A 24086-nucleotide genomic window follows, 5' to 3' on the forward strand; every position below is an offset into this window, starting at 1 on the left:
CCATCAACATAACAATACTCACCATAAAAAGGACGATAAATGGCTATTCAAAAAAGCATGCTAGCTTTGGCTGTGCTCGGAGGCTCTTTAGCCTTAATCAACAGTACTTCGGCTTACGCATCCCTAGGTATCACACCACCAGCGAACGAAGAGGTTTGGATCACCACCGATGCGGACGCACAACATATTATGACTCAACATGGCGCAACGGTTTACCCAGGCGTGACAGGAAACAAGCATTCCATCGTCGCGAAAATCAACCAGAAAGAGCTGGCGAAACTCTCCAGCCACATGCACGAAGAAACTCACCGTTGTGGTGGCTACATGGTGCACGAAGACAAAGCAAGCGCACTCAAAGCGGCAGCTATGCCACTGACCATGAGCAACTTCGAAAAGCCAGTTATCAGCCATCAAGATACGGTGAACGACCTTCTCGCTCAGGTCGAGCCGAACAACATGGTCACGACCATCGAAAATCTAACCAACTTCACCAACCGTTTTTATACTACTTCTACTGGTGTCGCTGCTTCAGATTGGCTTTTAGAACGTTGGGAGACGGAAATTAAAGATGTGCCGTATGCGTCTGCACGCCAGATCACGCATGCCGAATACCCACAGAAATCCGTTGAAGTGACACTGCTTGGCGCTAAATATCCTGAAGAGATCGTCGTGGTTGGTGGACACCTTGATTCGACCGTTGGATCTTGGACAAGCGAAGGCACCATCTCACCGGGAGCCGATGATGATGCGTCTGGCATTGCAACGGTAACAGAGTCGCTTCGCCTGATGATCGCCAGTGGTATTCAACCAGACAAAACCATTAAGTTCTATGGTTATGCTGCTGAAGAAGTAGGGCTACGTGGCTCACAAGATGTCGCCAACGCTTTAAGAGATGAGCAAGCCAACGTTGTATCGGTATTGCAATTAGACATGACCAACTACAACGGTTCAGCGCACGATATCACCTTCATCACAGACTACACCGACAGCAACCTCACCGCCTATTTAAGCGAGCTGATCGACACTTACGCGAGCGACATCAGTTACGGTTTCGATGATTGTGGCTATGCCTGTTCTGACCACGCCTCTTGGCACAATGTTGGCTACCCAGCTGCCATGCCATTCGAAAGCATGTTCAATGATTACAACCCAAGTATTCACACTGAGCACGACACGCTTGAGAACTCCGATCCTACGGCGACACACGCGACCAAGTTCGCCAAACTAGCCATTGCTTACCTTGTCGAAACCAGCCTTGATTCACCCGTTGCAGGCCCTAAAGAGCTGCAAAATGACGAGCCTGTTGAAGGACTTACTGCAGGGTATGGTGAAGAGCAGTTCTTCACATTTACGACGGAAAGTGCAGGTCAGTTAACGGTAACATTAACAGGCCCTCGTAGTGGCGATGCCGATCTTTACGTGAAACACAATGGTACCGTATCGAAAGCGAGCTACGATTGCCGTCCATACCAGAACAGCAGCAACGAACAGTGTGTATTGAACAAGCCTGCGGGGGAATTCAACATCATGGTGCGTGGTTATCGTAACTTTAACGATGTCACCATCGTCGCTAACTTCGTTCCTGATTGGCTTTAAGGTTGGTTAATTGACTAACAATTAAACCTAGCAAACACGGCTAAAACTAAAAATCCGCAAGCCCACGATCATAAATAGATTGGAGCTTGCGGATTTTTTATTGTCTTCGGAGAGCATCTCAACTTAATAACCTTTAGTTATCATCAAGCCGTCTTTTTCATTACCTTGCCACAGATGTACTCACCAATCGGCATTGCAGAGGTCGCAGCCGGTGATGGCGCGTTACATACATGTAAGCTTCTTGGGCTTTCGGCAAACAGGAAATCATGGACCAAGGTGCCATCCTTCAGTACCGCTTGAGCACGAATCCCAGCAGGATAAGGCTTAAAATCATCAACCGTAATACTCGGGCAATATTTGTTCACTAGCTTTAGATATCCCGGTTTCCACCACGAGTTCTTAAACTCGACCAAACCCGTTTTCAAGTGATTCGCAGTCACTTTCCAAAAACCCACAAAGCTCAGCATCTGCCAAGTGTCCTTGAAGCTAAAGTTAAGCTTGCCATAACCTTCTCGCTTCCAGCCTTGAACTGCATTTGGCCCTACTGTTACGGAGCCATCAATCATGCGTGTTAAATGCACGCCCAAGAAAGGCAGTTCTGGGTCAGGGATCGGATAGATAAGATGATTCACCACTTGGTTGTGCTTAGCGTCTAACTGATAATACTCACCGCGATAAGGCACGATTTGGAAGTCGGTTTCGATGTCTAACATCTTGGTCATTCTATCGGCCATCAAGCCAGAACACGTAATCAAGAATCGACTGTTCAGTTGAAGAGTCTGACCATCTACTTTGCACGTTAACTGCACTTCATCTTCTTGCTCATCGGCCATGATCACTTCCGTACCAAGGCTGAGCTTACCACCCGCCTCAACAAACTCTTGAGCCATCACTTCGGTGACTTTTTTGTAGTCGACGATACTGGTGGTTTTGACATAAATCGCACCCAAACCCGTGATATTTGGCTCGGCAAGTTTGAGCTGAGCTTGATCCAACAAATCAACATCAATATCGTTATCGTGGCAACGCTGATAGAGCGCATTCATTCGCTCCACTTCTTGCTCATTGGTCGCGACCAACAACTTACCGCAGTTTTCGACGGGGATATCGTGTTGGCTACAAAAGGCGATGGTGCGCTCTACGCCGCGTTTACAAAAATCCGCCTTTAAACTGCCCGGAGCGTAGTAAACACCAGCATGAATCACCCCGCTATTATGGCCAGTTTGGTGCTGCGCGAAACCACGTTCCTTCTCGACTAAAAGGATACTTTTATCAAGGTGAGCTTGCTGTAATTGCCAAGCCGTCGACACGCCAACAATGCCGCCACCAACGATAATATAGTCGTATATTGAGTTCATAATATTCCTACATTCAATCCTTTTAATTATAGGGAAGACGCGACAGTGTTAGACCCGGTTTGAGGTAACTTTTTTTCCTCACTTTCTGATTCCATTTTCACTTGATTAGCATCGTATTTACGACCGCTGTAGATAAATATGCCAACAAAAATGGCAACACATACCAAACGGATCACGACTGAAACATCAGGCCATACTAGAGCTATACCTACCGCAACCAACGCTACTCGAGTAATAATATTAACTTCGCTCTCTAGATAACCTTCAATCGCCGCGATAAACGCGTAAGTACCAATAACAGCAAAGCCACCCGTGACTAACACGGAGATCACATCCCAACTTACCAAGTTAGTGTAGGCAATCAACAATGGTACTAAATACAAGCCTTTGGCTATCTTCCATGCCATTAATCCCGTTCTCATCGGGGGTGTTTTAGCAATGGTTGCAGCCGCAAATGCAGTTAAACAAACAGGCGGAGTCACGTTGCTGTCTTGCGATAGCCAGAAAATGATCAAGTGGGCAGAAAGCAGTGCAAGGCTGATCGCTTCTAAGCCAAGGCTCTGTTCAAGCAGAGTTTCCACAAAATCAGCAGGGACTAACGCAATCATCTCTTTGGCTGTTTCAAGTGCCATTGGCGCGTTCAGCAAATCAAGCTTATCTGGCGCAGCCAACATGAAGATAGCTTTCGCCTGTTCCGGTAACTGTCCCGAAACCAACAGGTCGAGCAACTGACTTTCAGCAATCAGTTTATACAAAGCTGGTGCAGACAGAGTACCCAACACGATATAAGCCGCGGTTACTGGTAACCCCATGCCCAGAATCAAAGACGCCAGTGCAATTAAGGCGATCATCACCAACAAATCGCCGTTCGCCCAGCTATTGATCATCAACGAGAAGGTGTTACCAATACCAGTCGTGCTGATCACGTTGATCACCAGACCAATGCCCACTAGCAACACAGCCGTGGTCGCCATGTTTTTTGCGCCTTGAGAAAGCGCTTCGATGATCGCCTTTGGACCCATTTTGTGATTTTTAGAGAACCATGAAGCCACCACGACAGACAGAATCGAGATGCCCGCAGCGTAAGTCGGCGTAAAGCCCTTCACCAACAGAGTCACTAACACCGCTAATGGGATCAGGTTGTGCCAACCCGACAGCAATACTTTCAATAGAGGCTCACAGCCAGAAGTCACCTTTTGCACACCACTGCGTTTTGCTTCGATGCGCACGAAGAATGCCACAGACAAAAAGTAGATAAGCGCAGGAACGAAGGAAACCGCAATAATATCGACATAAGGAATTTGCGTGTAAGAGGCCATGATGAACGCGCCCGCACCCATCACAGGTGGCATCAGCTGCCCGCCAGTAGATGCAGCCGCTTCAACACCTGCCGCGAAGCGCGAAGGGAAACCTGCCTTTTGCATCAAGGGAATACTGATCACGCCCGTCGATACTGTGTTTGCTACGCTCGACCCGGAGACTGAGCCCATCAAGCCGGAGCCAATAACGGCAATGAAACCAGGGCCACCAATCACTTTGCCCGCCGCGGCACGGGATACATCAATAATGTAGTCGCCGACACCAGATCGAACTAAAAATGCGCCAAATAAGATGAACATGAACACGAAGGTCCAACTGATTCTTGAGATCGAACCAAACATCCCTTCTGATGAATAAAAGCTTCGATAAAGTAACGTCTCAAGGCTTAAACCCGGAAAATGAAAAATACCGCTGGTCCATTGTCCCCAAAGCACTACATAGCTTAAACACACTAAGATAAGCACTGGAATGAACCAGCCCATAGTGCGTCTAATCAGCTCGATGACGATGGCAATCGCCAAGATAGAGAAAAACCAATCACTGGCGATAAATTTTACGCCTCGGTCATAAAGGGCGTCTTCTGCGAAGGGGATATAGATAAGACAAGCCAGAGCCGCCAAGGCAATTCCGATGTCGACAGCCAGCGCTATCTTGCTATTTTTCAGCGAGATATGAGCGGGATACCAGAGTGCACAAATGATCGCAAAGCCAGCGAAGTGGGTCGCCGAGATCCAAAGCTCAGGCAAGGTAGATAAGGTGTTAAACCAAATGTGTAACAACGAGAGGAGCACTCCCATTGTCGTTATTGCTTTGCCCACCCACGGAAAATCCGTTCGGGTCGGCAGTTCAAATTTTTTCAGTTCCTGCTGCAGCGAATCGCTCATAGAAAACTCCTGCTCTCCGCAGCAAACACGAAGAGAAAATCCATAAAGTGAGGAGGTGCACGAACACATTCTTGAGCGAACGTGCACCAAGCAATTAAGTCACGAAGGGGTTAGTTGATGACAAACAGCTAGTTCGCGACAAATCATTAGCTCACGAACCAATAGTTACCTGACAAAAGATAAGCTAGTTAACGATCAACTCAGAAGGGATCTCGATGCCCATCTCTCGATAATAACGTGCAGCGCCTGGGTGAAGAGGAACAGGCAGACCTGCGATCCCTTTCTCAAGTGCCATTGCTTTGGTTGCTTTATGGATACCTTGTAGGAAAGGTAGGTTTTCATAGATAGCTTTGGTCAGTTGATACACATCTTCTTCAGAAATGTCTTCACGAACCGCTAGGAAGTTAGGTTGGGCAATCGTAGTAATTGGTTTATCGACACCTGGATAAGTGTTTGCTGGGATCTCATACTTGGTCCAAATATTGTAATCACCATTCGCTTGTTTGATTTGTGCATCGGTAAACGACAAGATTTGAATATCTTCACCCAGTGCTGCAAAGGCTTGCGTCACCGCACCAACAGGAACACCAGCAGGCGTGTTCATACCATCAATTGTGCCATTTTGTAATGCGCTCGCACTGCCACCATAACCCATAAAGGCGAGTTTAAATTGTTCTGGGTCCACGGATAAGCCTTGCATGATTTGACGACCTGAGTTTTCAGTCCCAGAGTTCTTCTTACCGATAGAGAATTTCTTACCGTTTAGGTTCTCTAGATCGCTTACCGTACCTGTTTTTGCTAGATCTGAACGCACAATAAAGTGTTCTACGTTTTGCCATAACATGGAAACTGAACGCAGTTGAGTTTGTCTGCCAGATTTCTCATATGGCCCCAAACCCTGCCAAGCCCAAGCACCATACAAACCTTGTAGAATAGCGAACTGAGCTTCGTTCTCGTTCAACAACTTTACGTTCTCACCCGAGCCCGCAGAGCTGATAGCCGCTAAAGAAAAGTGCTGCTTAGGCGCAAGCTTAACTTTACTCAATGTCGCTAAGGCCACACCTACCGGATAGTAAGTACCACCCGTTGAGGCCGTCGCTAAAATATAGCTGCGATCTTCTTCAGCTGACGCATGACTGATAAGGCCAAGAGAAGCCATTGCTATCGCTAAAGTTTTAACTAGCTTGTTGTATTTCATTGTTACTCTCCATGCAGGGTTATTCACGTTATATTTTTGTTAACAACAATCACTAGATAGCAAGCACAATGCCAGTTTTTAACCATTTGTTTTAATTTACTTTTATTTTAAAACCTATTTAAAATAAGCCGTTTTTTGCTTATTTCACTACTAATGAGTAAGCTGTTTTTTGCTTATACAAAGCCGCAGTTAACATCCCCTTAAAGGTGGTCAGGTCACATCATGTTATATTTATGTGATCAATATTTATCACTTTATAAATATATGATGAGCCATTTATTGCTCATCAATATCCAATAAACACGACTGTCAAACCGATCATTGAGAATCGACGTAGTCACTTCGATTTAACCCATAACGCACCATCTTTTGGTTCAATGTTCGACGAGGTAAATCCAAATCTTGCATAACATCATTGATGCGTCCCTGATAACGAACTAGCGCATCATGAATCACTTTCCGTTCAAAGCTCTGCACTTGAACCGCCAAAGGGATGCCCGCCGTTGTGGACTCTGTGACAGAATTGGGACGACACGCCAAAATATCCCCAACGGTCAGGCTTTCATCCAGCGCAAAACGAATCGCAACATTACGCAGTTCACGCACATTGCCCGGCCACCCATACGAGAGCAGTGCATAGCGATCAGCCTCACTGGCTATACGTGTTTCGGAATTGGCTTCTTGGGTGAAGTGTTCAAACAAAAGTAAGGCATCTTCTTCACGCTCACTGAGTGGAGGCAAATGCAGCTGGGCAACATTCAAACGATAGAATAGATCTTGGCGAAAGTCGGGGTGATTCAGTAGATCGCTTTTCGAGGCAGAGACCACTCGTAGATCAACATGTTGTTGCTGATTCCCCCCCACGCGTTCGACGACATTATCTTGCAAGGTGCGCAGCACTTTTACCTGCATCGACAGCGGCATACTCTCTATTTCATCAAGGAACACTGTGCCTTTGTCGGCAAATTCCAGCTTACCAATGCGTCGTTTGGCCGCACCAGTAAACGCTCCGGCTTCGTGTCCAAACAGCTCGCTTTCAAAGAGATTTTCTGGGATTGCGCCACAGTTGAGCGGAACAAACGGATGGGTTTTACGTTGGCTGAATTCATGTAAGCAAGAGGCGACCAGCTCTTTACCACAACCCGTTTCACCATAGATGATCACGTTGGTGTCTATGGAAGCGACTTTCTGGATTTGCTCGCGCAGTTCACACATCACTTTACTGCGACCGATCAGCACCTGTTCAATGCCCTTAAGGTTATCCAGATAGTTCTGACGACTGTTTCTGTCTTGGCCACTTTGATGTTTATCTACCGCTTCCGATACCGTTTGAGACAGACGCTCTGGGTCGAATGGCTTCTCAATGAAGTCATAGGCACCTTGCTGTAAGGCTTTCACCGCCATATCGACATCACCATGCCCAGTAATCAAAATAACAGGCACATCTGGCACAAGACCTTTGAAACGCCCTAGCAGATCAACACCATCAATATCAGGTAAACGAACATCGGTGATAATGGTTTGAAAATCACCCTGCTCTACGGCGTTTAACGCATCTTGTCCTACTTCAAATGCGGTGACATCGAAGCCCGCCAGCTGCAACCATTGGCTGGTTGCTTGACGCACAATCGCGTCATCTTCAATTAAAGCAATACGCTGCATAGTTTGGTTCCGCCACTCTACATCTGATTAATATCGTCCACGGTATGTAAAAAAACCTCAGACGAAAAGGAGCTAGCTCCCACTTTGAATAACACTCCTTTAACAGTTTAATAATGTTTGTTAGCTTCGATTTGTCTCACTCTCCATTCGCTTAAAAAGCAAACATAAAACCTTGTCAAACCACTAGCTCAAAGAGGCAAGCCACTAATTTTAAAGGGATTTGATCAGAAATGATGAATAACAATCGATATTGGTTATTCCTGTGTACCTGTTTATTGATTGGTTTGGTGCAGGTCACCACCAAGAATGGCATCAGCCAGTGGAAGCTTGAACAAGCCCAACGCTATGCCGAACAGCGCTTCCTTGGCTACATTGCCGAAGCAAGGCGAACCCTTAAGCGTTTCTATTATCTGCCCTACCTAGTAACCAATGATGAAACCAGTGTGCGCTTCATTGATGGTGAAGCCCGCCTAGAAAAACGCATTAAGAAGCAGCTGATTCAATTGGATAAAGCCGCCAACACCAAGGGCTGGTATCTGCTTTCTGGCGAAGGGGACTTGTTGGTATCGAGTGTTGAAAGAAGCAAACTGAGCAATAAGAACGCCAGTACAATTGTTTCGAAGATCCACCAACAAGGTGGTGCGATTTCAGTGGTGACAAAAAACAAAGGCGTGACACCCGATTACTTCATAGCGGCACCCGTATATCGAGCCTCTGATGTGGTTGGCATTGTCGCGGTGCAAATCGATTTGTCATTGTTAACCGATCAATGGTTTGCCGATGGTGAGGCGATACTGTTTCAGAACCCTCGCGATCAGTTCTTTCTCTCCAGTGACAACAGGTTGAGTGCCGATTGGTTCAATGACACCTTCAATTCTCAGCCCACAGCGACAAAACGTGAGCTGTATGACCAAACCCATATTCGCGTGTGGCGATTGCAAGATAAAGATTACCTAATTCAGTCCATCAAGTTAGACGATCTGAATTGGCGTTTAACCTACCTAACGCCATTAACCAGCCTCAACCAGACCACGAACTGGATCAGCTGGAGTGTGGCGGTTGGCTGTCTTTTCATTCTGTTACTGTTGGTTATTCTTTACCAAAGACGCCAGAAAAAGCTCAGCAATCTGAGAATCCAAAAGCTTATCGAAGAGTCTGAGAAACGACTGTCTGGGATGATCAATAAAACCCATGTTGGGTTAATACTGATCGATAAACACGGACGCATTCACGATATCAACCTGATGGCGAAGAACTACTTTTCACTATCTGATTCAATGATCAATAACATCAAGGCGTGGCAGTTATTTGAGGCAGGTAACCCGAATTCAACCACCTTGCAACTGCTCAAAAACTTAGAGCAGCATCAAGAGCTGGCCGAGATAACTAGCGTCGAAACCATGGCAAGACGCAGCGATGGCAGCTACTTCCCTGTTTTATTCTCTATTAGCGCCTTTCCTTGGCATGCGACGACTTACTACCTGTGTACCGTAATCGATATCAGCAAACGTAAGAAAGCCGAAATTGCGGTGCAAAACGCCAATAAAACGCTACAACTGCGGGTCGAAGAGCGAACTCAAGATCTAAAAGATGCGCAGCAAGAACTTGTCGAATCTAGCAAACTGGCTGCACTAGGGCGGATGTCGAGTGCGATTACTCATGAACTCAATCAGCCGCTTACTGGCCTAAAAACGCTACTTTCAAGTAACCAGCTATTGATGGAAAGAGGCGAGACCAAGATGTTGAAAGCGAACATGGACTTAGTCATGAGCCTGATCGACAGAATGGCTAACATGACCAGCCAATTGAAGTCGTTCGCCTTCCAAAGACTTGAAAAGCCTTACCCAGTTTCACTGACAGACGCACTGCAAGAAACCCTGCGAATTCATCAAGCCGAACTGGAAAACGTCGATATTCGCGTGCGTGTCGCTTCCAATATTTCGATGGTAATGGGAGAAGAGGCGCGACTTCGCCAAGTGCTTGGTAACCTGCTTAGAAACGCCATCGATGCTACTCAGAATCAAACACCCGCGACCATTGTTATCAGTGCACATACCGATCAACAACGTGTGATCATCAAGGTTCAAGATAACGGTTGTGGTGTGTCTGAAGATCAACTCGAAACCATTTTCGAACCATTTCATACCAACAAAAAGATGGGCGAAGGCTTGGGGCTCGGGTTGGCTATCACAGCGAACAACGTGCGCGATATACAAGGCACATTAATAGCGAAGAACAACTCAGACCAAGGCATGACACTCACGTTAACGCTGAAGAATATAGAGAGTAAGTAATTACTAACAAAAAGCATTAAATCGCACCTCATAAAGAAGCCAGAACTAAAAAACCGCCCACAGAGGGCGGTTTTGAATCACTTATTGGCGTGTGACTTATCAGCTCATCAGTTAGCGACTTACTCAGCTAGCTGCTTTAACAGTAACTCTGTAGGCCGAACAATCGCGATGATCGATTCGTCGTAGATTTTCGCCGAATCAGACAGTATCGCTTGATAGGCATTCATGTCTGCTGCTCTTACTTTCTCGCCTGCTTGTACTTTCGCAATCAAAGTTAGCGCCAAGTCTGCGACTTCAACGGTTTTCTCTGCGACAACCACAGTCTCTGCCGAAGACACGTTACCAGCGAAGATTGTCTCTGCCGCAAGAGCTGCCGATTTAGCTTGCTGATAATGACCTGCAAGTTGCTTAAGTGCTTGTTGATTACCCGTCGCCACGTCATTGACCAAATCTTGCATCTCATACACAGCGTAGCTTTCCACTGGCAACGCATCAACGAAGCGGTTTAGACGCTCGTATTGGCTGTATAAAGTGCCCTTAGGTTCAGTGGAGTTCCACTTTTCCCAGTTGCGAGCGTAGTACTGTGCTGGCTCGGTGTATTTTGCAAGCACGCGTAGGTCGTGGATATCTTGGCCTTTCGCAATGCGTTTTAACAACATGTCAGCATCCGCATGATGACGAAGTCCAACCGACACTTCAGACCATGTATCCATCGCCTTCATGCGCTTGTACATGCTGCGCTCATCTGTCAGTTCTGCATCAGACCAGAAACGCTCTGCAATCGCATAGCTGCGCGGCCATAGGTAGTTTTCTACCGTGAGGCTGTCTTTGTTCTCTAGCCACATGGTGATTTCGCCACCTAGGATAAGTTCTTTTTCTTTGTCGGTTAGCTCCGCAGGGTAACCACCATTAGGTTCAGGAATCACGCTGCCTTCAACATCACTGCTCGCAATCACTTCCCCTGTGGTTGGCCAACGCACGTTACCAATCAACTGGTAGCTGCCTTCAGCAAACCCATTTGGATTCAGATTCAAGTTGAACTCAGTATAAGACATGAAGTTATCGAAGTGACCGACAAAGGTTTTACCCGGCGCATAATCAAGGATGTAGATCTCTTCACGAGACTTACCGTTGTAATCACTGAACGCGCGGAATGTACCGTCTTTCGCTTCAATGATAGTCAGCGTTCCCTTACGTGGGCTGCCTTTTGAACGTGGCTTCTCCCATTGGTATGTCACGAAATTTTCGCCACTGTGCAGCTTATCGTCAACCGTGATACCGCTTGGCATTGGATCGTTGCGATAATGGTAACTAGTTGGCTGAGGTTGATCTAGGTAGTAACCCGTAGAAAGAATACCTGGGTAGCCCTCTTTCGCTGCACGACCGATACTATCGTGCCCTTGCCAGCTTTGAATCACGATAGAAGTTGGCAAGGGCACGATAGAAGTTGGCAGATCTTTATGCCAGATCTCATCCCAACCCGTCATCTTCTTACCGCGCTCTTCGAGCATCTTCTCAACTTTTACATTGAGGTAAGACTGCAGGCCACGCTCACCATCGATATTATTCTCTTCAATGAACTGTTGGTGCTTTTCGCTGTTTTTCCACTGCGCATAGTTCGGCTCATCGCCACCGATGTGGAAATACTCATCTGGGAACAGCTCGGTCACTTCATCAAATACGTCGCCCAGCATTTCATAGAGCTCTGGATTCAATGGGTCCATTAATGGTTCAAACACGCCCCAACCACGCTCTTGCTCATAGCTTTGACCTTCACCACCCGACATCAGGCGCGGGTAAGCATAAGCAACCGCAGAAGAGTGACCCGGAAGAGACACCTCTGGAATCACACGAATACCAAGATTACGCGCGTATTCCACTAAGTAACGGACTTGGTCTTTGGTGTAGTAGTTACCATCAGCGGTTTCAGACCACAAACGTGGCCATGATTCGGTTTGAATGCGAATACCTTGGTCGTCCCAGAAGTGCCAATGGAAAACGTTCATCTTCGCCGATGCCATCGCATCTAACTGACGAATCAGCACATCGAATTCGATAAAGTGACGAGAGGTATCGTAAGAGACACCACGCCAGCGGAAGCGAGGCTCATCGACAATCGTGACAGCAGGAATGTGGTAGCCAGTCGCTGTGGTTTCAACGAGCTGTAAAAGGGTTTCGATGCCGTGAATTGTGCCGTATGGGCTTGGAGAGCTCAGCGTGATTTGTTCGCCCTGAGTCGTAATTTTGTAGGACTCCACAGAATCAATGTTTTGTACTTCAGATTTTGGCGCCGCGTCGATATCAATGATCAGGTTCGCTTGGTCGGCGCTATCAACCTGCCAGTTTAGAATAGGTACACCAGTCTGGCGCTCAAGGCGGTCAATAAAGCGTTTCGCCGTGTATTCAACACGGTCAGAGTTAAAGCCTTTGATGTAAACCTTGAAGTTGCCATCAACCTTAACCTGCCCAGCTTTCAGCTCGACTGTTTGCGGGTACGGCATTAAATTTAGATCGGTACTTGGAGCCATTGCTAACGCCATTGGGGACACTACTGAACCTGAAATCAATAGGGATAATATAGTTTTTTTCATTATTAGTTTTCCTATATAACGGGCGTTCTGTTTTGTTTATCGGAGGCAATTCACAAAACAGAACCATCAACCACTGCTGTTGTTTATCTTTATTTAAAACACTTATCTTTATTCCAAACGCTTCTCGTTAGTTCACAAGAGCGACCGCTTCTCTAACTAACTCCGCGATCTCGTCCCACTGTTCATTCTCGATCATCTTCGGAGATACCATCCAAGTACCGCCACAGCACACCACGCGATCCACGGCTAGGTAGTCATTCACGTTGTGCTTGCCGATACCTCCCGTTGGCATTAAAGACACATCAACGTATGGCGCTAACAGAGATTTCACCATATTGATCCCACCAGACGCTTCTGCTGGGAAGAACTTCAAAAAGTTAAGACCTAGCTCCAACGCTTGCTCTACTTGGCTTGGGTTGTTTACGCCAGGAACGATTGGCATACCGATCTCTTGGCAACGTTTTACTGTGTTGGGATTCAAGCCCGGTGCTACGATGAATTCGCTGCCCGCCTCTTTCGCAAGGTCGATCTGCGCAGGTGTGAGTACTGTACCTGCACCGATACACATCTCTGGGTAGGCATCACGCATCGCACGAATCGAATCCGCTGCCGCTTCGGTACGGAACGTCACTTCTGCTACTGGCAGGCCGTTTTCTACCAACACTTTTGCTAGTGGAATCGCATGTTCCACCTTGTTGATTTGGATAACAGGGATAACTTTGAACTGCTTAAGTGTGTTGATCATTTCTTGAGACATAATAGTTCCGGTTTTTATTTTTTAATCAGTTGGCTCATAGCGCTCATAGGGATTATTGCGCCAGAGTATTGAATAACGATGGAAGCCAGTTGGTGGCCAAATTCGGCTGCGTCGGTGGCGCTCTCGCCAGTAAGACGCGCAGCTAAATAACCCGCAGCGAATGAATCGCCCGCAGCGCAGGTGTCGACCACGTTAGAAACACGAGTCGCGGATACATAACTCTCAACAACATCGCCTTGTTCAACTTGAACAATCTTGCATGGCTCACAGCCACGTTTGATGACGATCTCTTGGCAGCCTAAGCGAAGGCAGCGTTGTTGAACGATCTCGCCATTGCCCCAAACCAGCAGGTCGTCGTCTTCGGTAATCAGTGCAATGTCGACCAATGGTAGTAACTTGGCGTACCAATGCTGAGCTTGTTCAGTCGTCCAAAGTTGCGGGCGATAGTTGTTATCAAAAATCAGCTTTCCGCCTTGATTTGAGAACACACCAATGGCTTTCAACAGACGTTCACGTGAGGTGTCATCTAAAATCGCGATACTGATACCGCTGATGTAAACCGCGTCGACTTGTTTCTCTGTCAGCGCGATTTCAAGCTTATTCAGGTCGTCAGTTTGAAAGTAAGATTTTACTGCCGCGTCATTGCGCCAATAGTGGAAATGTCGCTCACCCGTTTCGTCCGTTTCTACCATGTACAAACCGGGCAACTTGTTTGGAATACGTTCAACGAAATTGGTTTGAATGCCTTCTAGTTGCCAGCTATCAATCATGTTTTGAGACAGTTCATCGCTACCCAAACCAGTCGCGTAATGAACAGACAGGTTTTGATGTTGGGTTAAGCGAGAAAGGTAAAGCGCGGTATTGAGCGTGTCACCGCCAAATTTTTTGGTTAATGGAGAGCCGCTTATTTCGACCATACATTCGCCGAAGAAAGCAATATTGAAATGAGAAGATGCAGGCATAGCCGATCCTAAAATAGAGAGATATATGTGGGAGAAGGCCCTGCCACTAAGCAGGACCTGAATTAAGCAAACCAGTTGTGGAGACTAGGTTTAGCTTGTTTGATTTGCAGGACGTTGAGGTGCCGCTTCTTCTTCAAGTACGCCAGTCTCAGACATTTCCATCTCCATCAGAGCACGCTCGTCATCAAGAATCGCTTTTGCCATTTCAGGTGTTACTTGGTTAGCCGGAGTCACTAGGCTCACAACCACACCTGCCGTTAGAGCAAACAGACATGATGGGATTACAGGATTGCCCCAGAAGGCTGTGTAGTCAGCGTTTAGCATTACTACGAATGAAGCTACAGAAGCACCTGCTAGTGTTGCAAGCGCACCTTGCCAGTTGTAGCGTTTCCAGAATTTACCCAACATACCGCACACAAACATGCCCGACATAACCGTTGAAATCATCTTAGTGATGTAGCCAATGATGTCGTTTGACGTCAGTGCGAACAGTAGTGCGAAGCCAATCACCACAACCAAAGCTAGACGAGAGTAGTTCAACATTGATTCTTTGTTTGGTACGCGGCCTGTGAACATCACGTACACGTCACGCAGTAGGATAGATACACCGGCAATCGCATCTGAGCTTGCGCTCGACATGGTTGCAGATAGGCCTGCGATAAGAACAATCATGCCTACGCCAACAGGAAGAACCGTTGCAGCTACGTAAGGGAACGAGTAGTTCGGGTTATCCAATGATGGGTCGATTGCGTGTGCAGCCATACCAATGATTGCTGGAATGATAGAGAAGAAAAGGTACAACACACCAGAAGCAACGAACGAGCGACGGATAGTTGAAACATCTTTACCAGAGTAGATACGCTGACGGAATGAAGGTGTTGCAAGTACACCCACACCGATAACCACAGCCAGAGAAACAGCAGGCAGAATGCCCAGTTTATCGATTGCTAAAAAACTTGTAGCAGCAGGGTCCATCGCAGCGTAAAGGTTGTCCATGCCACCGATGTGATCAACAGACATTACCGCCATTAGGATGAAGCCCGCAAAAAGGATAATTGCTTGAATCGTATCGGTCCATACAACCGCTGTGTAACCACCGATAACAACGTAGATAGTGAAAGCTGCAGCAATAATGATTTTTGCAAGGTTAAGGTCGATGTCTGCAATCCACGCTAGGTACATGCCACCACCTAGAATGTGCGCACCTAACCAACCGATTGACGCGATAAAGATAAGTAGGCCAACCACGTTTTTCACGATTCGGTTAGCGCCTACGTAGTAAGCCAGCTCTTCACTCATGGTCATGAAGTTCAGTTTACGAACCGGAGCAAACCAAAGGGCTAGCAATAGGATGCCGATAGCACCGCCAATGCCGTACAGAGCACCAGCCCAACCATTCGCGTAGCCGAAGCCAACCGCACCCATACTTGAGCCCGTGCCGACCATAGTCGCGACGGTTGTACCCAATACTAAGAATAATGGCAGGCCACGGCCACCTAATAAGAAATCTTCGCCAGATTTTTGATTACGCGAGACAAACCAGCCTAACCAAATTAAAAATAATACGTACACGCCGAAGCCTGTAAGAAAAAGTGTGCTGTTCATTTGACACCTCTCAGTGAAATATTAAGTTCATTCTTGAACTTTATTTATGATTCATTCATTTTTATATTTCATATAATTACTTTATTGATTTTATCTATTTTAATTAAAGTAATTTTTATAAATGTAGGGTGAGAGTATTAAAGGATAATAACAGGGATGACTAACCCCTAATACTCTCTAAGTAGGTAATTGTGATTAGGTTATTACTAAACGCGATCCGCGCGGTAGCAAGTCACATCTACTTCAACCTTCACGTCTACCACTAGGTCACAGACCATGCAGATACGAGCCGGTGGGTTAGCACCGAAGAACTCTTTGAATACCTTATTAAAAGATTGGAAGTAACGAGAATCCGTTAGCACAACCTTTACGTGCATTACGTCTTCTAGGCCGTAGCCCGCTTCAGTCATGATATCGACACAGTTTTGGATCGCTAGGCGAGACTGGTCAACAATGCCACCCTCTACCACTTCACCATCTGTCATCGGTGTCTGGCCAGAAACGTATAGGAAACCACCCGCTTCAGTTGCGCGTGCAAATGGTAAATGTTGTCCGCCTGTACCTGTACCGCCTTCAACACCGTAACGTTTAATAGTCATTTTTTAACTCCACTTCTTTATAGATAATATTGGTTCTGTTCCAATATATTTAAATTAATTCGTCGTTTTCTTATTACTGTATATCTAATAAAATAATTAAATTCTAATTACGGTAAATAAAAACGCCTGAACGATTATTTTTCACTTTTCCTTTTTGGTAAGTTAACTCACCATTTACAAATACACTTTCGATTCCCTCAGCAACTGACATAGGATTTTCAAATGTTGCTGTGTCTTTAATATTCTTTGGATCAAATAAAACTAAATCGGCAAATGCGTCTTGGCGAATCTCACCTCTTCCCGCGAGGTTGTAGCGCTTCGCAGACATTCCGGTCATTTTGTGAATCGCTTCTGGCAGCGCAAACAGTTTTTCATCTCGGCAGTAGTGGCCTAAGACTTTCGGGAAAGTGCCCCACAATCTTGGATGTGGATGCGGGTCATTTGGTAAACCATCAGAACCAACCATGGTCAGCTTGTATTTCAATACGCGCTTTACGTCGTTCTCATCCATGCAGTGGTAAACCGCACCGGCTGGTTGAAGCGCTTTTGCTGCGTCCATCAGTGGTAGGTTCATCTCATCAGCAATCTGCTTAAGCGTTTTGCCTGCATGTTCAGGCTTTGCTTTAGACCAAGTGATGAAGATGTCGAAATCGTCTGTCACCTGTTTCAGATCTAATGTCGAAGAGCTCGCTGAGTATGGATAGCAGTCGCAAGACACATCTTGGTGCTCTGAAACCTTGTCCATCAAATCAAGCACTTCAACAGTTCTGCCCCAGTTGCCTGCACCTGCACATTTAAGGTGAGAGATAACAACCGGTACTTTCGCGTATTGGCCTGTCTCAAACGCCTCTTCCATCGCGCTTAAGATCTCTTCAAATTCGGTACGCATATGCGTGGTATAGATGCCGCCATGGCTAGACAGCACTTTGGCTAACTGCATCACCTCATTCGCGTTGGCTTGCTTCGCACTTGCGTAAGCCAAACCAGAACTCAAGCCTAATGCGCCCTGCTCCATTGCTAAATCAAGGTTGCTTTGCATTGCTGCAATTTCTTCTTCGCTTGCGGTGCGTTGTAGGTCGTCCATCACTTGGTTACGCAGTGTGGTGTGGCCAACTAACGCTGCTACGTTCACCGCTGGTTGCGCCTGCTCCACTGCTTGTGCATACGCGGCAAAGGTTGGGTATTTGAAATCAACCTGCGCGCCTAAAAGATTCATTGGGTCTGGTGGGTCGCCGGCCAAAACTGTAGGTGATGCACTGATACCGCAGTTACCAACAATCACGGTTGTCACACCTTGGCTGATCTTTGGTAGGCAGTCAGGGTAACGAATAACATTGGTATCGTCGTGTGTGTGTACATCGATGAATCCAGGAGCCAATGCTAAGCCTGCTCCCTCAACCAACTGGCTGCAATCTTCATGATCGATTTTGCCAATTTCGGCGATTTTTCCATCTCGGATTGCTACATCGGCACAAAACGATTGTTCGCCGGTGCCATCAAACACCTCTACATTTTTAATTATCGTATCGAACAACATTTCTCACTCTCTCAATCCACTTTGTTGATGGAGCTATATTAGAAATCCAGCCGATTATTTTCAGTGACAAAACACACATAATATTTTAATTTGTGTGATAGTTTCTATCACAAAACACATTACAGATATATTTAAACATTAAATAACAACCACTTAAATCATGTTAGGAATCAGCAATGAAACATAACCCTGCACAAAAAGATGTTATAAAGTATCAAAAAGATAGTTTCATCTTGACTGAAAAAGGCCAAAAAGGGAGAGCTGTATCACAATCTGAGAACGGTGTTTATCGACTGGTTGATGAAGACATTTCGCTTCCGGTAGCAATTATCAAACAATCAGCGTTGACCAATAACCTGAATTGGATGCAATCATTCGCCGATCATCATCAGGTTAAATTGTCGCCACATGGCAAAACATCGATGACGCCTGATTTCTTCCGTCAACAGCTAGAAAATGGCGCTTGGGGAATTACCGTTGCGACACCTGCACAAGCAGAAATTGCAGCAATGGCAGGCGCAAAAAGAATCATCATGGCTAACCAATTGGTAGGTAAAACCAACATGGCGATCATCGAACAGCTTATTAGTGAGTTCGACGTTGATTTCTATTGCTGTGTGGATTCATCGGTAAACGTGCAGCAACTCAACCAATACTTCGCCAACAAAAAGCAGACGCTAAAAGCTCTAATCGAGTTTGGTGTTCCGGGTGGCCGTTGTGGTTGTCGTTCACCTCAAGAAGTTTTAGAACTGGCTCAAACCATTCAAGATACGCCTGCACTTTCGCTAGCGGGTATTGAGGTGTATGAGGGCGTGATTCATGGCGACAATGCCGAGCAAGACATTCGTACCTTCTTAAACCAAGCGCTGACCTCGGTCGAAAGCCTCGCATCAGACGGTTTAATTACCGGTCAACCTATCATCACTGGTGCAGGTTCGGCTTGGTATGACGTGGTTGCAGAATGTTTAGCGAACCTAACCGATTACTTGGCGATCATCCGCCCGGGCTGTTACGCGATTCACGACACAGGTATCTACCTAGACGCTCAAAGCAAGGTGTTGCAGCGTGCCCAAGTAAACCAAGGTTACGCGTGCGAATTGGGTGGAGATCTGGAATCGGCACTTGAGGTATGGGCGTATGTAATCTCTCGCCCAGAACCGACCAAACTAGTTGTTGGGCTAGGCAAGCGTGATGTGGCCTTTGATGCGGGGTTACCTATTGCCGAACGCGGCTATCGCAATGGCGAAGCTATCTCTGTGAAAGGGCTGACTGCGACCGCCGTGATGGATCAGCATACCTTTGTTGAAACGGACGGCTCTTCTGAAATTGAAGTGGGCGACATGATTGCATTCTCAACCTCACACCCGTGTTTAACCTTCGATAAGTGGCGCCACATTGCCATCAGCGATGACGACCATCAGGTAACAAACTGGGTGGAAACCTGCTTCTAGTTCGATTTTTCAATAAGCTAGAATCAGCGAAACAATAAGATATACTAACGGGGCTAACGCTTAGTTTTAAACGGCTAAATGGCTAAAAAGCTAAAGAGCTTACTTCTTACGAGCTAGGTTCTTAATAACTAGGTGATAACGATTAGCCCCATCAACAAAGGATCAGGATTCTTGAGTTTAGAAGTAGATATCATTTCACAGATAACGGAGCGTTTTCCCGCTCTTCGTGATGCAGAGAAAAAAGTCGCTAAGCTGATCATGGACGACATTGATTTTGCTGCCAATGCCAGCATCACAGAGCTTGCTGAAAGCGCTCAAGTGAGTGAAGCCACCATTACACGTTTTGCTAAAGCGATCGGTTGCAGCAACGTACGTGATATGAAGATTAAGTTGGCTCAGACGCTAACCGTTGGCCAGCGCTTTATCCTCGAACCGGTTGACCAAACGGGTTATCAAGGTATCTACGAATCGATCAAGCAAAGCCTAGACATCAACCGCACCTTGTTCAAAGAGCAAGACGTTGAAACCGCAGTCAGTTGGCTGCATAACGCCAGACAGATCATTGCTATTGGTATGGGTGGTGGTTCAACCATTGCTTCTCAAGAGCTGCAACATCGACTGTTTCGTTTAGGCTACCCAGTGGTGTCGTACAACGATGGCTTGATGTCACGTATGGTTGCTGCCACGGCAGATGCTAATGACGTAATGGTGATGATCTCCGCGACCGGTTTCACGCCTGTGATCACCGAAACTGCAGAGCTGGCGAAACAGTACGGACTCAAGATCATTGCGATTACCCCACAAGATACACCGCTAGCAAAAATTGCCGATATCTTGTTACCCATCAAGCATATGGAAACCGACTTCATCTACAAGCCGTCGGCTTCTCGCTACGCTATGTTGGCGTTAGTGGATGTGCTTTCTATGGGAATCGCAGTCAATCACAAGAACCGCTCGCGCGACAAACTGCGTCGCTTGAAAGTTGCGCTCGATTCTTACCGAGGCGGTGGCGATAGACAGCCTCTCGGTGATTAACGAATCAAGGATAGAATGAGCTTAAATTCACGCGCGCGGCAGTCTTTCACAAGCTCGTATAAGCTCATTTCTAATCCTGTGATTTGGATACCAGCATCCATTAGTCGACGGATTGCCAGATCTTTGTTGAGTGCCGTTCGTGAGCTAACACAGTCGCCAACTACCTGAACCTTGTACCCAAGTTCCAACAACCCCATTGCGGTTTGATAAACACAAATATGAGCCTCAATACCACACACTAACCAAGTCTCTACATCCTTGGCTTGAACCGCCTCAACAAACTTGGGCTCATCACACGCGTTGAAAGTGAATTTAGGTATCGGCTTTGCATCATTCAGCAAGTCATTAAGTTCGTCGACTGTAGCACCTAGCTTCTCTGGGTTCTGCTCCAAACGAATAATTGACAGCCCCAAAACCTGCGCTCCTTGAGCTAACTTCCCGCAATTAGCAATCAGCGTATCGCTCTCATCAACAAGGCGTGCGAGCTTGCCTTGTACGTCCACAACCACCAAACCTGTGTTTTGTTTCGTTAGCATGTTTATTCCTTGTTTTAAACAGCCTGACTCACTAAGCAACCTGATGTGTATTTTTTCTACTATGTAACGATTCAGCTTACAAAGCCATACAGTAATACATACAAGACTACGGAATAATACTCACCAACGGTCGAAAGGTCGCAAAATAAAAATTATTGATACTGGCATGACATTTAAGAGTGAGTAACAAAGATGAACAAGATAACGAAATCAGCATTAGCACTGGGTTTAATCAGCGCAGTTTCTCTTCCAGCTTTAGCAGCAGGTACTGACGGCGGTGCGTACATTGGTGGCGGACTTAGTGTCTACCAAGATTCTGACACAGACGGTCACGGTAGCTTAGATTCAGATGGCATGGGCTACAACCTATACGGCGGCTACCAATTCAACCGTATCGTAGGTGTTGAACTTGGCTACACAGATTACGCAAACTACAAAAATAGCGCTGAAAAGCTGTCTCCGACGTCTGTTTCTTTGTCAGCAAATCTTGGTTACACATTCGACAACACAATCCGCCCATTCGTATTGGCTGGTTTAAGCTCTGTTGACCTAAACGCAAATAAGAGTGCTGGTTACGCTGATGACAGCGGTACGGGTTTCCACTTTGGTGTAGGTGTTGAATACACGCCAATCGAACACCTAACGCTACGCTTAATCTCGCAAGCGGATGCAGTAAGCGTAGACGACACGGTCCAATTTAAGAACTCTCAGATATCAGCTGGTGACCACACGCTTGCCTTCAAAAGCATTAGCTTCGGTGGTTCATACAACTTCTAATGTGATTGAACCACATAGAATAAGCTGAACATACTAATTCACTTTGCTGTTCCACCTTGTCATGAAGGTCACTCAGTAAAGTAAATTTTTTGTATCTACACACCTTAGCGTCATTTCACTTTAGCCAGTTTATCGCTCACCATCACTGATTGAGCTTTATGCGTTGATATTAGAGCTTTCTTGGTAGCGAGACTAAAATAAAGGGATAAGTGACACAGGAAGACAAGACCTATGAATCTACCACGCTTAAACATGTCGATAAACAAACTCCCTTTCGTTTTGGCAGTGTATTACCTGCTTGTCATTAACTTGCCTATCTCACGCGAACTGTTCAATATTCTTAGTGCCTCACAAGCCGAAAGCATTGGGTTTATCATCTCGATCCCATTTTTCTTTCTCGCCGCATTCAACTTTATCTTTCAAGTATTCAACTGGCCGATATTCGCCAAAGCTTTTTTTATCTTGTTACTACTTACTTCCTCTTTAGTCAGCTACAGCATGTTCAACTACGGCATTTTTGTAGACTATGGAATGATAGAAAACGTCTTCGAAACCAACAGCGGAGAGGCTGCTAGCTACCTAAGCAGCTATTCTATTTTATGGTTTGTTCTGATGGGAGGAGTCCCGTCACTGCTGCTTTTATTTACGGATCTTGAAAGAGAATCTTGGAAAGATTTTGCTATTGGGAAGGCGATTGGATTGCTCTCTTCGTTGATCGTCATTGCCATCATTGCCGGGTTGTTTTACAAAGATTATGTGTCGATTGGTCGTAATAACTCTCATCTTAAAAAGATGATCATTCCGACCGAATACGTAGCATCAACAGTCAAATACATCAATAACACCTACATCAAACAGCCCATCCCCTATCAAGAATTGGGATTAGATGCTCAACTCAAGCCACAAGCAAAAGCGGCAACCAAACCGACCTTATTGGTGTTTGTTCTTGGTGAAACAGCACGTGTATATAACTACCAATATTATGGCTATGAGAAAGAAACCAATGCTCATACCAAACCCTATAATCCGATCTTTTTCTCTGATGTTCAGTCGTGCGGAACAGCCACTGCGGTTTCTGTGCCGTGTATGTTTTCTAACATGAACCGAAGCAACTACGATCGCGACAAAGCCTACAACCAAGATAACGTAGTCGACATTATGAACCGCGCGGGCATTCACTCTATCTGGCGAGAGCACGATGGTGGAGACAAGGCGGTCGCACATCGAATCAAAGAGATGACTCTCGTCGCCAAAGACAGCGACCCGCTGTGTAATAAAGATGTGTGCTATGACACAGCCATGCTAGAGAACTTCGAACAAGATACTCAAGTTCTTAAACAAGATAGCATCATTTTCTATCATATCTCCGGATCTCACGGCCCAACTTACTTTGAGCGATACCCAGAAGATCATAAGAAGTTTGTGCCAGACTGCCCACGTTCTGATATCGAAAACTGCACCAAAGAGCAAGTGGTCAACACCTACGACAACACCATCTTGTACACAGATTTCTTTCTATCACAGGCTATTCAGAAGCTAGAGAAACTCACCGATAAGTACAATGTTGCGCTGATGTACATTTCCGATCACGGAGAATCATTGGGAGAAAATGGCGTCTACTTACACGGCATGCCTTATTCATTGGCACCGAAAGAGCAAACCCATGTGCCTATGATAATGTGGATGTCTGATGGTTTCGCCGAGCAGAAAGGGATAAACCAGACCTGCTTAAGAAAGGCAGGCAAAGAACAGAGCTTCTCCCAAGATAACCTGTTCGACTCTTTACTCGGCCTAATGGATGTACAAACCAAAGAATACCGAGAAAACCAAGACATTTTTGCTGCGTGTCGGTAGTGCTTTTACTTATGTAAACCATCGGAAAACTCGAGTTGCCTGAACAAGCTCTCCTCAACTTCCCCTAAAA

17 protein-coding genes are annotated in these 24086 nt (G+C 46.1%); 6 read left to right on the top strand and 11 right to left on the bottom strand.

Features of this window, described 5'->3' with window-relative positions; genetic code table 11:
- The first annotated feature begins 39 nt into the window (after window positions 1–39).
- Complete coding sequence (locus tag AB4384_RS10760; RefSeq protein ID WP_372129502.1) at window positions 40–1596, top strand: M28 family metallopeptidase; 1557 nt, start codon at window positions 40–42, stop codon at window positions 1594–1596.
- 143 nt (window positions 1597–1739) lie between these two features.
- On the opposite strand, the gene lhgO is transcribed toward AB4384_RS10760, so the two are convergent.
- From lhgO to AB4384_RS10780, 4 genes are all read right to left on the bottom strand, one after another.
- A complete protein-coding gene (lhgO, locus tag AB4384_RS10765) occupies window positions 1740–2954 on the bottom strand; it encodes an L-2-hydroxyglutarate oxidase (RefSeq protein ID WP_372129503.1) in 1215 nt (404 codons plus the stop codon).
- Between the two features lie 26 nt (window positions 2955–2980).
- Window positions 2981–5158 (bottom strand): TRAP transporter permease, encoded by a 2178-nt coding sequence (locus tag AB4384_RS10770; protein ID WP_017061065.1) that lies wholly within the window; start codon window positions 5156–5158, stop codon window positions 2981–2983.
- 184 nt (window positions 5159–5342) lie between these two features.
- A complete protein-coding gene (locus AB4384_RS10775; protein ID WP_108117226.1) occupies window positions 5343–6356 on the bottom strand; it encodes a TAXI family TRAP transporter solute-binding subunit in 1014 nt (337 codons plus the stop codon).
- Window positions 6357–6674: 318 nt separating this feature from the next.
- Window positions 6675–8018 (bottom strand): sigma-54 dependent transcriptional regulator, encoded by a 1344-nt coding sequence (locus AB4384_RS10780; RefSeq protein ID WP_102428879.1) that lies wholly within the window; start codon window positions 8016–8018, stop codon window positions 6675–6677.
- Between the two features lie 230 nt (window positions 8019–8248).
- Between AB4384_RS10780 and AB4384_RS10785 the strand changes: the two genes are divergently transcribed.
- Window positions 8249–10312: an ATP-binding protein gene (locus tag AB4384_RS10785; protein ID WP_372129504.1), complete on the top strand. Its 2064-nt coding sequence runs from the start codon at window positions 8249–8251 to the stop codon at window positions 10310–10312.
- 119 nt (window positions 10313–10431) lie between these two features.
- On the opposite strand, the gene AB4384_RS10790 is transcribed toward AB4384_RS10785, so the two are convergent.
- The 6 genes from AB4384_RS10790 to AB4384_RS10815 all read right to left on the bottom strand — a co-directional run bounded on the left by AB4384_RS10790 (window position 10432) and on the right by AB4384_RS10815 (window position 18363).
- A complete protein-coding gene (locus tag AB4384_RS10790) occupies window positions 10432–12903 on the bottom strand; it encodes a family 20 glycosylhydrolase (RefSeq protein ID WP_372129505.1) in 2472 nt (823 codons plus the stop codon).
- A gap of 127 nt (window positions 12904–13030) precedes the next feature.
- Window positions 13031–13660 (bottom strand): bifunctional 4-hydroxy-2-oxoglutarate aldolase/2-dehydro-3-deoxy-phosphogluconate aldolase, encoded by a 630-nt coding sequence (locus AB4384_RS10795; RefSeq protein ID WP_017070148.1) that lies wholly within the window; start codon window positions 13658–13660, stop codon window positions 13031–13033.
- Window positions 13661–13674: 14 nt separating this feature from the next.
- On the bottom strand, window positions 13675–14622 hold the full coding sequence (locus AB4384_RS10800) for a sugar kinase (protein WP_372129506.1): 948 nt from the start codon (window positions 14620–14622) through the stop codon (window positions 13675–13677).
- Window positions 14623–14712: 90 nt separating this feature from the next.
- Window positions 14713–16227, bottom strand: coding sequence for a sodium:solute symporter family protein (locus tag AB4384_RS10805; RefSeq protein ID WP_372129508.1), 1515 nt, complete (start codon window positions 16225–16227; stop codon window positions 14713–14715).
- A gap of 206 nt (window positions 16228–16433) precedes the next feature.
- Window positions 16434–16826, bottom strand: coding sequence for a RidA family protein (locus AB4384_RS10810; protein WP_017065166.1), 393 nt, complete (start codon window positions 16824–16826; stop codon window positions 16434–16436).
- 103 nt (window positions 16827–16929) lie between these two features.
- Window positions 16930–18363, bottom strand: a complete 1434-nt coding sequence (locus tag AB4384_RS10815) for an amidohydrolase family protein (protein ID WP_017067118.1) — start codon at window positions 18361–18363, stop codon at window positions 16930–16932.
- 176 nt (window positions 18364–18539) lie between these two features.
- Here AB4384_RS10815 and AB4384_RS10820 point away from each other — a divergent pair, with 176 nt between their 5' ends.
- Both AB4384_RS10820 and AB4384_RS10825 read left to right on the top strand, forming a co-directional pair.
- Entirely contained in the window at window positions 18540–19814 is a 1275-nt protein-coding gene (locus AB4384_RS10820) for an amino acid deaminase (RefSeq protein ID WP_017067117.1), read from the top strand.
- Between the two features lie 171 nt (window positions 19815–19985).
- Window positions 19986–20849: a MurR/RpiR family transcriptional regulator gene (locus AB4384_RS10825; protein ID WP_017062019.1), complete on the top strand. Its 864-nt coding sequence runs from the start codon at window positions 19986–19988 to the stop codon at window positions 20847–20849.
- Here AB4384_RS10825 and AB4384_RS10830 read toward each other — a convergent pair.
- The gene (locus tag AB4384_RS10830) at window positions 20846–21385 is read right to left on the bottom strand and encodes a hydrolase (protein WP_017065162.1); all 540 of its coding nucleotides are present in this window, start codon (window positions 21383–21385) and stop codon (window positions 20846–20848) included. The two genes, AB4384_RS10825 and AB4384_RS10830, sit on opposite strands and share 4 nt — an antisense overlap.
- A gap of 192 nt (window positions 21386–21577) precedes the next feature.
- On the opposite strand from AB4384_RS10830, the gene AB4384_RS10835 reads away from it, so the two are divergent.
- Window positions 21578–22162 carry a porin family protein gene (locus tag AB4384_RS10835; RefSeq protein ID WP_065584469.1) on the top strand — a complete coding sequence of 195 codons (585 nt, stop codon included), beginning with the start codon at window positions 21578–21580 and terminating at the stop codon, window positions 22160–22162.
- A gap of 231 nt (window positions 22163–22393) precedes the next feature.
- On the top strand, window positions 22394–24016 hold the full coding sequence (locus AB4384_RS10840) for a phosphoethanolamine transferase (RefSeq protein WP_372129510.1): 1623 nt from the start codon (window positions 22394–22396) through the stop codon (window positions 24014–24016).
- The last annotated feature ends 70 nt before the right edge of the window (window positions 24017–24086 follow it).

It is taken from the genome of Vibrio sp. 10N.261.51.A4 (assembly GCF_041471945.1).
Classification (GTDB): Bacteria; Pseudomonadota; Gammaproteobacteria; order Enterobacterales; family Vibrionaceae; genus Vibrio; species Vibrio crassostreae_C.